Origin of the sequence: Raoultibacter timonensis (assembly GCF_900240215.1) — a bacterium.
In the GTDB taxonomy this organism is placed as follows: Bacteria; Actinomycetota; Coriobacteriia; order Coriobacteriales; family Eggerthellaceae; genus Raoultibacter; species Raoultibacter timonensis.
Map to the genome: position 1 here is coordinate 953870 of NZ_LT964679.1, position 11824 is coordinate 965693.

Annotated in this window: 12 protein-coding genes; 3 read left to right on the forward strand and 9 right to left on the reverse strand. The window is 61.4% G+C overall.

Annotated elements, in window-relative coordinates:
• Window positions 1-84: 84 nt before the first annotated feature.
• Entirely contained in the window at window positions 85-2157 is a 2073-nt protein-coding gene (locus C1722_RS04155; protein WP_102378129.1) for a HelD family protein, read from the reverse strand.
• A gap of 301 nt (window positions 2158-2458) precedes the next feature.
• On the opposite strand from C1722_RS04155, the gene C1722_RS04160 reads away from it, so the two are divergent.
• Window positions 2459-3043, forward strand: a complete 585-nt coding sequence (locus tag C1722_RS04160; protein ID WP_102379521.1) for a TMEM175 family protein — start codon at window positions 2459-2461, stop codon at window positions 3041-3043.
• 56 nt (window positions 3044-3099) lie between these two features.
• On the opposite strand, the gene C1722_RS04165 is transcribed toward C1722_RS04160, so the two are convergent.
• A complete protein-coding gene (locus C1722_RS04165) occupies window positions 3100-3564 on the reverse strand; it encodes a low molecular weight protein-tyrosine-phosphatase (protein WP_244385694.1) in 465 nt (154 codons plus the stop codon).
• A gap of 3 nt (window positions 3565-3567) precedes the next feature.
• Window positions 3568-4017: an acyl-CoA thioesterase gene (locus C1722_RS04170; RefSeq protein WP_102378130.1), complete on the reverse strand. Its 450-nt coding sequence runs from the start codon at window positions 4015-4017 to the stop codon at window positions 3568-3570.
• 35 nt (window positions 4018-4052) lie between these two features.
• On the opposite strand from C1722_RS04170, the gene C1722_RS04175 reads away from it, so the two are divergent.
• Together C1722_RS04175 and C1722_RS04180 are read left to right on the forward strand one after the other, a co-directional pair.
• The gene (locus C1722_RS04175; protein WP_102378131.1) at window positions 4053-5225 is read left to right on the forward strand and encodes an Mbeg1-like protein; all 1173 of its coding nucleotides are present in this window, start codon (window positions 4053-4055) and stop codon (window positions 5223-5225) included.
• A gap of 86 nt (window positions 5226-5311) precedes the next feature.
• A complete protein-coding gene (locus tag C1722_RS04180) occupies window positions 5312-6211 on the forward strand; it encodes a prenyltransferase (RefSeq protein ID WP_102379523.1) in 900 nt (299 codons plus the stop codon).
• On the opposite strand, the gene gluQRS is transcribed toward C1722_RS04180, so the two are convergent.
• From gluQRS to C1722_RS04210, 6 genes are all read right to left on the reverse strand, one after another.
• Entirely contained in the window at window positions 6208-7191 is a 984-nt protein-coding gene (gene gluQRS, locus C1722_RS04185; RefSeq protein WP_102378132.1) for a tRNA glutamyl-Q(34) synthetase GluQRS, read from the reverse strand. The two genes, C1722_RS04180 and gluQRS, sit on opposite strands and share 4 nt — an antisense overlap.
• A gap of 4 nt (window positions 7192-7195) precedes the next feature.
• Window positions 7196-8521, reverse strand: coding sequence for a phenylacetate--CoA ligase family protein (locus tag C1722_RS04190; RefSeq protein WP_102378133.1), 1326 nt, complete (start codon window positions 8519-8521; stop codon window positions 7196-7198).
• Window positions 8515-8952, reverse strand: a complete 438-nt coding sequence (locus C1722_RS04195) for an amino acid-binding protein (protein ID WP_102378134.1) — start codon at window positions 8950-8952, stop codon at window positions 8515-8517. Before C1722_RS04195 ends, C1722_RS04190 begins: the two co-directional genes overlap by 7 nt.
• Window positions 8949-9548: an indolepyruvate oxidoreductase subunit beta gene (locus C1722_RS04200; RefSeq protein ID WP_102378135.1), complete on the reverse strand. Its 600-nt coding sequence runs from the start codon at window positions 9546-9548 to the stop codon at window positions 8949-8951. The genes C1722_RS04195 and C1722_RS04200 overlap by 4 nt, the downstream gene beginning before the upstream one ends.
• Window positions 9538-11301 carry a thiamine pyrophosphate-dependent enzyme gene (locus C1722_RS04205; RefSeq protein ID WP_102378136.1) on the reverse strand — a complete coding sequence of 588 codons (1764 nt, stop codon included), beginning with the start codon at window positions 11299-11301 and terminating at the stop codon, window positions 9538-9540. The genes C1722_RS04200 and C1722_RS04205 overlap by 11 nt, the downstream gene beginning before the upstream one ends.
• A gap of 70 nt (window positions 11302-11371) precedes the next feature.
• Window positions 11372-11824, reverse strand: coding sequence for an FHA domain-containing protein (locus C1722_RS04210; protein ID WP_102378137.1), 453 nt, complete (start codon window positions 11822-11824; stop codon window positions 11372-11374).

Genomic DNA, 11824 nt, shown 5'->3' on the forward strand with positions numbered 1-11824 from the left:
GCGTTTGTCGCCTGGTTATCCCATGATACGCTTTCGCATGGGTGCGGCGCCATCCGTAGCGGGGATGTTTCTTTCCGATATCGGTTACAGTCCGAGAAGCGGAGTCGGTTTATCGCGGTACAGGATCGTGAGCCGGTGCATAGCGCGCGTGACGGCTACGTACAGCAAGCTGCGCTCGTAATCGCTTCCGTACTGCGAATCGTCGGCATCGAGGACGATCACCTCGTCGAATTCAAGGCCCTTCGACATCTTCACGGAAGCGATCGAGACGCCGTCCGAGAAGGTCGCGCTCTCGTCGGATAGGAGGTGAACGCGATGCGACCCCGCCAGCAACTCGTAGTACACCCGCGCCACCTTGTCCGATTTATGGATGATTCCGAGCGTCTTGAATTCGCTTTGCTCGAACGCGTCGATGAGCTCGGTGAGTTTTGCGAGCACGCCTTGGGCGTTTCCGCACCGCTCGGTACGAACCTCGTCGCCGTGCCGTTCCATGAAAACCGGATCCGCGACGGGCTTCACCCGTTGAGCGAGCTCGTTGATCTCAAGGGTCGACCGATAGCTTTTCCGAAGATGGAACACTTCGGGCTTCCCGTACATATCCGCCATCGCCTCGAGCGTCATGGCGTTCGTCGGATCGACCGTCTGGTTGAAATCGCCGAGAATCGTCTTCTCGCAGGGAAACAGGCGCGCGATGAGCAGGTGCTGCATCGGAGTCAGATCCTGCATCTCGTCGATGAGCAGGTGCTTTACTTCGGCAAGTTCCTCGAAGCCGCCGAACGCCGATTGCAGGTACGCGATCGCGCAGGCATCCTCCCATTCCACGGTACCCTTTGCCGGCATCGTGAACAGGCTCTTGCTCCCGGCTTCGGCCATGAAGAGGCGATACAGGCTCAAAGCATCCTTGGCGGCGAGCATGGCGTTGAGTTTTTGGCGAACCTCGTTCTTCTTGGGAACCTCGACTCTCCTGCCGATCGAGCGCGACGACATCTCGGCGACGATCTGCGACGCCAGAAGATCGATGCGCTCTTTGACCGTGAGCCTGCCGTAGCTGCGGTATCGCTCGGTCAGCCACGAGCCCGAAAACGTGTTCGACCCGAAGCCGAGGTCGGCTCCACGAAGGGCCTCATCGCGAAAACGTTGCGCATACGACGCAATCGATTCGGCGAACTCGACGGTTCCCTTGAAGGAGGCTCGCTTGAGCCATGCGGAGTCGATTTCGTCAACCGGATAGCGCTGAGGCGCGATGCTCAGGTTCGATCCGAGCATCGTTTCGGCGACGGTGCGTACGTCCATCTCGCGTACGGGCTCCTCGCCGAGCTCGGGTAAGACGTTTGCGATGTAGTCGCCGAACACCTTGTTCGGCGACAGGATGGCGACGGAATTCGAACTGAGCGTGCCTTTGCGCCGATAGAGCAGGTAGGCGATGCGATGAAGCGCTATGGAGGTTTTCCCCGAGCCTGCAACGCCTTGGATGACGAGGGTGCCGCCGGTTTCGTCGCGGATGATCTGGTTCTGTTCGCGCTGGATCGACGAAATGATCGAACGCATCTTCTTGTCCGATGTGCGGCTGAGCTCCCGCTGCATCACTTCGTCGCGAATACCCGAGTCATCCTCGACCGCGTAGACGAGCGCGCTGTCTTCGACCTTGATCTGCCGCTTGCCCGTAAGCGTACCCGCCATGAGCCCCGAAGGCGCGGCGTATTCCGCCCGTCCCCTGTCGAAATCGTAGAAAAGCCCCGCGACCGGGCTCCTCCAATCCGATATTTCGATGCTCCCCTCGTGGCTGAAGGCGAACCTGCCGATATAGCTGGTCTTCGCATCGTCTTCCCCGTCTACGCGAAACGTCACGTTGGCGAAGTACGGCGAATCGTAGAGCTGCACGAGGCGCTCTCGGGAAAGGTGGGCGATCTCGGCGTTGCGGTCGACCTCTTTGAGGTAGAGCTCGTTTTGGTACATCTCCTGAGGGTCGATCTCTCCCCTGTTCTCGGACATGTAGAATTTGGTTGAACGGTAGGCGTCGTTGGTTTGCTCGAACAGCTCCGAGGCGTGATCGATCGCCTGGGCGAGTTTCTCGAGCGTTGCGCCGAGATGCTCCTCTTCTTCAGCGAATACATCGGGGGTTTTCGGGTCGGGGTCGGCTCCGGTCGTCGTGTCCATGGAATTCTCCTTAGCGCCATCCGCCCGCCCTGCCGCATGTTTGAGGCGGCAGATTTTCGGATGGGTGTAAAGAAATTGGGCGGAACGTGCTATGATAGCAGAAGTTGAGGGGAAATGCCGTGAGAATCAAGGAACGAATTGCCGATTGGGGTTACCGATGATACGCGATTTCGATACCTTGTCGAGCGGCGATAGCCGAGCAACGGTTTCACCTCAGCCTGTTATCGGAATATCCCCGGAACGCTACGGGCAAAAAACCTTGAGCTACACTGGTGCCGTAACGCGAACGAAAGGCATCAGCATGTCGAAATCGAGACTCGAGGCGTTCACCGACGCGGTTATCGCCATCGTCATGACCATCCTCGTCCTGGAGCTTCACGAACCGACCGCAGGCAGCTTCGCCGCGCTGTTCGAGGAGTGGCACCGCCTCGTCATCTACGTGGTGAGCTTCCTCATGCTCGCCATCTACTGGAACAACCACCATCACATGTTCCAAGCGGCCAAAACCATCAACGGAAAGGTGCTTTGGGCGAACAACCTCTTCATCCTGAGCCTTTCCGTATTCCCGTTCGTCACCTCGTGGATGGGCGATTTCTTCTCGGATCTGGCCCCGCAGCTCTCGTTCGGCATCGCCATCATGATGGCCGACGTGATGTTCTTCGCGACCGCCTACAACCTGAAGAAGGCGACCGACGACAATGAGACCGTCTCCGTGTTCTTCAACAAGTACTACAAATCATGGGTGTCGATCGGCACGAACGTGATCGCCATCCTGCTCGGCGTTCTCATACGGCCCGAGCTCATCTTCATCCTCAACGCGGTCATGCTCGTGCTCTGGGTGGTTCCCGAACGCCGTATCGAGCGGGTGTTCCAACAGCAGCGCTGAGGATCCTGCATGCGAGAGCCGTCCGCAATGCGGCGCATTGGGTGCACGGCGCCGGTTTACGGGCGCAAGAACCGATACAGGCCCCAGCAGCCGGCGAGCACGTCGTCGTAGGTGGCATCGAAATCGCCGGTGTACCACGGGTCGGCGATGTCGCCGTCGCTGCCCGCGTATTCCAGGAGCTTCTTCACCTTGCATGCGGGGTCTCCTCCGAACAGCCGAATCATGGTTCGTGCGTTCGCTTCGTCCATGCCTACGAGCAGATCCCAAGCCGCGTAATCGCCCCGTCTGAGTCTGCGCGCGTATTTCCCCTCGCATGAGATGCCCGCCTTCGCGAGCGCGGCGGCGGTTCCCGGATGAACCGGATTGCCTATCTCCTCGTCGCTCGTAGCAGCCGACGCGATGTCGAACAGGGCTCCTTCGCCGTTCTTGTCGACGATGTCCCTCATGACGAATTCTGCCATGGGCGAACGGCAGATATTGCCGTGGCAGACGAAGAGGATGCGGTACGGAACCGAGGCCACGCCCTACGCCTCTTTCTCTTCAAGCGGTTCCATGACCTCGAGGTACCGCTCGTAGAGCTTCGGTGCTACCTTCTTGATGCTCTGCGGGCGAAACGTCTTGGCATCGACGACGCAGTGGGTGGTCGTGGCGGTGCAACACGGCTTGTCGGTGCCGATTTCTTGGCCCTGTTTGTACACTTCGTAGGCGTATACGGTCCTCGTCGGCCGCGATTCGATAACGCGCGTTTGAACGATGGCGGTATCGCCGTAGGTAAGCGGAGCGCCGTACGATATATCGACGTTCACGACGGGCGAGAGAAAACCCGCCTCCTCGAGATCCGAGTACGGGCAGCCGATGGTCTTGAGGAAATCGGTCCGGGCGTCTTCGAAGTAGAGGAGGTAATTCGCATGGTAGACGATGCCCATCATGTCGGTTTCTCCATAGCGTACGTGTATAGTGGTTCTAGCCTGCATATGCTTGTTCTCTCCTGATTGGATACAATGGTCGTATGGGTAATATCGTAACGTATATGCAAGAAGAGCAGCGCACTTTCTCGGAATTACCGTTTCACGCGGTCGATAGCCTTATTTGCTCGGTTATCTGCTACTTCGACTTCGATCGCTCCCCCGTAGCCGTTCGCGTGGGCGGCGAGGAGACGCTGCTCCACGACATCGTCGCCTTGAGCGATTGGGACGCGCTTTGCGCCGGCAGCTGGCTCGAGGATTCCAAGGAAACGGGGGCTTTCATGCAGGCTCTCATGGCGAGCAGACGATACCGGGCCATGTCCGTTGCGTTCTACGCGAACGAATTCTCCAATGCGGTCGAGAAGCAGTTCAGCGCCGTCACGCTGTTCCTCGGGCAGGGAGATGCCTATCTCGCCTACCGCGGCACCGACGGCAGCTTCGCAGGTTGGAAGGAGGATTTCAACCTGTGCTTCAGGCACGTGATCCCCTCTCAGAGATCGGCTGAGGCGTACCTGTCGGGAGTCGCCTCCGCGACGGGATCGCGGCCCCTCATCATCGGCGGCCATTCGAAGGGCGGAAACCTTGCCGAATACGCATCGCTCGTATGCCCCGAAGGCGTCTTTGAGCGCATCGTCGCCGTTTACAATCATGACGGGCCGTCGTTTCTCGAAGATCCTTCTCCCCGCATCGAGGATCCGACGTTCGCCGCCAAGCTTCATAAGACCGTTCCCGAATCGTCGGCATTCGGGATGATCCTCGAACGGAGGAGCGGCTACCGCGTCGTGCGGTCATCGGCGCTTTCCGTCTTTCAGCACAATCCGTTCAGCTGGGAGGTCGAGGGTACGGGGTTCGCCTGCCAAGATGCGCTCAACAAAAGCGCCGTGTTCTTCGACGCTGCGCTCGACGAATGGCTGAGGAGCAAGACCGCCGACGAACGAGAGCGATTCATCGACACCATCTACGACCTGTTCGTATCGACGGATGCCGGTAGTTGGGCGGAATTCCAGAGCCAGCTTTTAGCCAACACGAAGAAACTCGTCGGAAGAGGCGGCCGGCTCGACCCCGAGACGCGCGCGTTCATCCTCTCGACCATCGCTTCGCTCGGCGGCATCCTCAAACGCGAAACGCTCAAGAGATTTCACCCCTCGCCGCGAACTTGGCTTCCTTTTAGAAAAGAGCGGTACAATACCTCTTCGAGTAATCGACGCGAGAACTAGACGAGGCGGAATAATTGGTGGAACAAGTCGCTCAAACCCCAGAAAACGGCGCTGACGACGCAGCGTACGCAAAGCTCACGGCAATCATGGCCATGCAGCTCGCCGCTCCCCATACGTGGCCTGCAGCCATCCTGCCCGTCCTGTTCGCTACGGCGCTCGCGGGCATCTGGCACGGAAGCCTTTCGGTGACCCTGGTCCTCTCGCTCCTCGTCATCTGCGTGCTCATGCAAGCTTCGGTCAACACGCTCAACGATTATTACGACTTCGTCAAGGGAGCCGACAATATCGAAAACCAGCTCGATCCGACCGATGCGGTGCTCGTCTACAACAACGTCAATCCGAAATCGGCGCTCAAGCTGGCCGTCGGGTTTCTCGCCGCCGCATTCGCCCTCGGCGTTTACGTCATCGTTGCCGCGGGATGGATTCCGCTTGCCATCGGGCTTGTCGGGGCGGGGATCATCGTGCTGTACTCGGCGGGCAAAAGCCCGCTATCCTACTTGCCGGTCGGCGAGTTCGTGAGCGGCATCACGATGGGCGGGCTCATTCCGCTCGCATGCTACCAAGCGCTCACCGGAAGCTTCTCTTGGACCGTGCTGCTCTTGTCCGTGCCGCTCGTATGCGGCATCGGGCTCATCATGTTCACGAACAACACCTGCGACATCGAGAAGGATACCGCAGCCGATCGCAAGACGCTTTCCGTCCTGCTCGGCCGCGAACGCGCGCGAGCCGCCTATCACGGTACGATCGTCGTATGGATGGCGAGCATCGTCGTGTTCTCTGCCGTGTTCTTCCCTGCCGGCCTTATCGTGGCGCCGTTCATGCTGATCGCCCTCTATCCTGCCGCGAGCGCCCTCTGGAAAAACCCGCTTACGCCCGCAACGCGTCTTCAGGCGATGCCGCAGTGCTTGAACCTCAACATCGCCCTCGGGGCCTTCTATGCTGCAGCCATCCTCATGGGCGGCGTCGTGCAGCTTTGCGCGTTCTAGCGCCACTGAATCTGTATCGTGCCCCGAAGCGCCTCCAAAGAGAATCGCTGCAAGAGCTCGTCGAGTGCGATAGCGTCGCAGGTGTCTGCGATCCCCGTGATGCCCGCCAGGTGTCCGATCAGCGCTTCGGGCGTTTTGAAGCGGGCGCGTAGCGCTTCCATATCGGCGTCGCGATCGCGTTTCGAGAGGCGGCGGTTCGGCTCCCCTGCGATAAGCGGGATATGGGCGTAGGCGGGGTGCTCGAAACCGAAGAGGTCTTGCAGGTAGAGCTGCTGGGGCGTCGAGCACAGAAGATCGCAGCCGCGTACGACCGTGGTCACGCCCTGGTCGGCATCGTCGAGCACGACGGCGAGTTGGTAGGCGAACGCCCCGTCCGAGCGCCGCACGAGAAAGTCTCCGCATTCATCGGCAAGGTTCTGCCGGTACGTTCCCTGGATCGCATCGTTCAGCCCGTAAACCTCGGCGGGCACGGTAAGGCGCATGGCGGGATCGCGCGTCTTCGCTCGCGCGATGCGCTCGTCGGCCGTCAGAGAGCGGCACGTGCCCGGATAGACGGCCTTCTCCCCGCGGTGCGGGGCGGATGCTGCATGGAGGTCGGCCCTCGTGCAGAAGCACGGGTACAGAAGCCCCCGCGATTCGAGATCGCGGTAGGCTTCCTCGTAGGCGTTCTTCCGATCGCTCTGGTAGTAGGGACCCCGGTCCCAATCGAGCCCCAGATACTCGAAATCCCTCATGATGGCGCTGGCGAATGCGGACTTCGAACGCTGCTCGTCGAGATCCTCGATGCGCAGCACGATCGAGCCCCCGTCGCGCTTGGCGATGAGCCACGCCATGAGCGCCGCGAACACGTTGCCGGCATGCATGCGCCCGGTGGGGCTCGGCGCAAAACGGCCAACCGGCGCTTTTGCGCCCGTGCGGCAATCCGTTCCCGCTCCCCCTCGCAGGAGATGAGCCTGTCCCCCGAGATCGTGCGCGACCATGGCCTTACAGCTTCGCCCGCCTGTCCTCGACGTGTTTGGTCTTCCCGAGGCTGCGCTCGATGCCGCCCGGTTCGACGAGCTTCACGTTCACGCCGACGAGCAGCACGGCTTTGAGCTTCTCCGCGATGCGCTTGGTAAAGGCGCTCATCTCCTCGAACGAATCGCTGAACGCCGAGGCCTTGAGCTCCACGTGCACGGTCATGCTGTCGAGGCCGCCGACGGTTTCGACGACGATGCGGTAGTGGGTCGTAACGCCCTCGATGCCCGCAAGCACGTCCTCCACCTGGCTCGGGAACACGTTGGTGCCGCGGATGATGAGCATATCGTCCGAACGTACCCGCACTTTCTGCATGCGGGCATGCGTCCGGCCGCATGCGCACGGCTCGGTTACGACGCGCGTGAGATCGTGCGTGCGGTAGCGAAGCACGGGTATCGCCTGCTTGTCGAGCGGCGTGAGCACGAGCTCGCCTTCGACGCCGTCGGGAACGGGATCGCCCGTCTCGGGGTCGACTACCTCCCAGAGGAAGTGGTCCTCGGCGATGTGCTGCATGTCGCGCGAAGCAAGGCACTCTCCGGAAACGCCCGGTCCCATGACTTCGGTAAGGCCGTAGTTGTCGGTGCAGACGATGTGCATCCGCGATTCGATTTCCTGTTTGAGTTTCGGCGGGCACGGCTCGCCCCCGAACAGGCCGACGCGCAACGTGCTCGCCTCCCAGTCGAACCCGAGCTTCTCCCCCACCTCGCACATGTGCATGGCGTAGGACGGCGTTGCGATGAGCACCGTGGTGCCGTAGTCCTCTATCATGGCAAGGTGGCGTTCGGTGTTGCCCGAACCGGCGGGGATCATCATGCAACCGAGTTTCTGCAGGCCGTAATGAAGGCCGAACCCGCCGGTGAACATCCCGTACCCGAAGGCCATCTGCGCCCGATCCCCCGGAACGACGCCTGCCATCTGGGCGAGGCGCGCGATGCAATCGCTCCATACGTCCATGTCGTGCACGTTGTAGCCGACCACGATAGGTTTGCCCGTGGTTCCCGACGAAGAATGGAGCTCGATGACCTCGTCGAGCGGGACGGCGAACAGCCCGTAGGGAAACGTCTCGCGCAGAACCGACTTGTCGGTGAAGGGCAGAAGGCGCACGTCTTCGAGCGTCCTGATGTCGGCGGGCGCCACGCCGCGCTCGTCGAGCTTCTCGCGGTACCAGGCAACCCGATCGTAGGTCCAGGCAACCTGCTCTTTGAGCTTGGCGAGCTGAATCTCGCGGATGCGCTCGCGCGGTGCCGTCTCGATCTCGCGATCGAAAACGGGCATGGTCGAGAAATCTAGCATGGACCAACACCCCCGACGGGCTTTCTCAGGTCGTCCTGCGTGATGAGCTCTATGGGCTGGTCAGCAAGCAGGCGCTCCGCCAAAGCGATATCCTTGACGCTCAGGGCGATGTAGGTCGATATGAGCGAGTAGCTGTAGATGACGTTGATTTCGCAGTCGGCCATGACGCCGATGAGCCGGGCGAGTTCGCCCGGCCTGTCAGTGAGCTTTGCACAGAGCACTTTCGATTTCGTGGCAGCCGCGCCCGCCGCCTCGAGCGCGGCAAGCGCCCGATCGGGGTCGTCGACGATGAATCGCACGATGCCGTAATCTCCTGTGTCGGATGCGCTGTAGCCGCGCACGCTGATGCATTCCTTCTCGAACATCTCGAGTACGCGCTTGAGATGTCCGGGCTGGCTTTCGAGGAAGACGCTGATCTGCGATACGCTCATGCCTTCACTCCTTGCGCGGCCTCGGCCCCCGCACGAAACGCTGCCAGGTTGGCATCGATCGTGTGCGCGGGCACGCGCTTGGCGATCTGGTCTTTCCAGAGCGCCAGATCGAAATCCATGCCCGAAGCCAAAGCGCCGAGCAGTACGACGTTCGTCGATTTGGCGTTGCCGGCCGTCTTTGCGATCGCGCCGGCGGGGACGAGCACGGCACCGAGCTCGCAAAGCCTCTCGCGCGCACGCTCGGGCATGGATGCCGATCCCGTGAGCACGGGAAGCGGCTTGATCGATTCGTCGTTGACGAGGAGCATGCCGCCCTGTTTGAGATAGGGGGCGTTGCGCAGCGCCTCGGTCGTTTCGAACGCGATGATGTAATCGGCGCTTCCGGGATCGGTCACCATAGAGGAAACGTCGTCTCCGAACCGCACGATCGTCGTTACGGCGCCACCGCGCTGCGACATGCCGTGGATTTCGGACAACTTGACCGTGCATCCCGCGGCGATCGCGGTCTTCGCCAAAAGATCGGCGGCGAGGATCGTTCCCTGCCCGCCGACGCCGCACAGAAGCACGGTGGTGGTGTTCGTTGCGTTAACGGGCATCGGCGCCCCCTTTCGTCCGATCGGCCGTGGGTACGATGGCCGAAAACCCGCAGTACTGGGCGCACTGGCCGCATCCGATGCACATGACATCGTCGATTGCGGCCATCCCCGTGTCGGGGTCTTTCGCGATGGCGGGGCATCCGAGCGTCGGGCAGACGCCGCATGCGCGGCAGTCCTGCGTGACGGTGAACGCCGGTTTGCGGGTTCGGTCGATGAGCACGCACGGTGCTCTGAACACGATGACCGAGAGGTTCTCGGAATCGGTTGCCCTCTTGAGCGTCGAGCGAACCGCCGTCATATCGTGCGGATCGACCGTCGATACGTCTTCGATGCCGAGTGCGGCGAGGATGCCCTCGAGATCGAGCTCCCGTGTCGGACGCTTTTGCAGCGTAATGCCGTTGAAGGGGTTTCCCTGCTGGCCCGTCATGGCGGTCGTACGGTTGTCGAGGATGCAGACCGTTCCCGCGCCCTGGTTGTACACCGTGTTGAGCAGCGAACTCAACCCGGAATGGCCGAACGTCGAATCGCCGATGACGGCGACGACCGGGCGATGCTTGGTCTCGGCAAGCGCCAGCTCGAACCCGTGCGCCATCGAAATCGATGCACCCATATCGACGCAGGTGTCCATGGCCGAAAGCGGGGGCAGCGCCCCGAGCGTGTAGCAGCCGATGTCGCCCGTCACGATCGCGCGCAGGCGCGAAAGCTCTTTGAACACGAGTCGGTGGGGGCAGCCCGCGCACAGCGCCGGCGGCCTGCCGGGCACATCGCCCTGCGTGGGAATATGTTCGGCCTCCTGCATGCCGAACGCAAGGCGGATCATGCTCGGCGTGAGCTCGCCGTCGGGCGGAAGCTCTTTGCCGGGAGCGGCCGAGAGCTCGATGCCAAGGGATCTGATCTGGTTCGAAAGGTAGTCGGATGCTTCCTCCACCACATAGAGGCGATCGACCGATTCTGCAAAAGCTTCGAGGGCGCGTGCGGGAAGCGGCCAGGTCACGCCGAGTTTGAACACGCTCGCCTCAGGCAATGCCTCGGCTACGTGCTGGTAGGTCGCGCCCGCGCATACGATGCCGATCTCCGCGCCCTTGCGCTCCACGACGTTGTACGGGCATTTCTCGACCCACTCCCTGAGTTCAGCCGTACGCGCGTCCTGCACCTTGCGGCGCGGTTTCGCAAACGCGGGCATCATGACCCACTTGGCCGCATCTTTTTCGTAGGGCTTCAAATCGTGCTCGAGTCGGGGGCCGATCTCGACCGGCGTCTTGGTGTGCGAAATGCGCACCGTCGATCGGATAAGGAACGGCACGTCGAAGCGCTCTGACAAATCGTACGCTTCGCGCGTGAACGCAAGCGCTTCGGCCGAATCGGAAGGTTCGAGCATCGGCATGCGCGCCGCAAGCGCATAGAAACGGGAATCCTGCTCGTTTTGCGACGAGTGCATGCCCGGGTCGTCGGCAGCAAGAATGACGAGTCCCCCGCCGACGCCCGTGTAGGCGGCGGTGAACAGCGGATCGGCGGCGACGTTCACGCCGACGTGCTTCATGGTCGCCAGTACGCGTGCACCTGCGGCAGAGGCGCCGATGCCGACCTCGAGCGCCACTTTTTCGTTCGGGCACCATTCGGCGTACACGCCTTCCTTCTCGGCGAAGGATTCCATGGTTTCGGTTGAGGGCGTACCGGGATATGCGACGCCGATGCGGACGCCCGCCTCCCACGCCCCTTGGGCTATCGCCTCGTTGCCGGAGAGCAATTCCATCTGAGCAACCTTCCGTCTTTCGCCGCCTTCACTGCTGTCTTCGAGCGGCTCTCTCGTCTTTCGCTTTCACTTACGCTTCGGGGCTCTCCTGGTACAGCAGGCAGAAGACTCCGATTTGGATAATGTCCCCATCGTGCAGAATCGCCGAATCGACGCTCTTGTTGTTGATCCAGACACCGTTGTACGAATTCGAATCGGAAATGAGGTACTTCCCGTTTTCGGGGGCGATCAGCGCATGCTCGCGCGATACCGTCATGTCGTTGAGGAAGATGTCGCAGCGGGGGCTTCTCCCCACGGAGAGCTCTTCTGCGCCGAGCTTGAACACCGTCTCGATCTGCGGGCCCCTCACTACGCGCAGGATCGCATTCGCGGGGGCTTCGGAAACCGCAGCCGCAACGTCTTCGCCGCGAAGATCCAGCGGCTTGAAGCTCTGCGTCGAACCCAACAGCTTAAAGCCGCAGTTGGGGCATGCAGCCGCGCCGTCGGGCAGCGGATTATTGCAAATCGGGCAATTCTCGCTCAT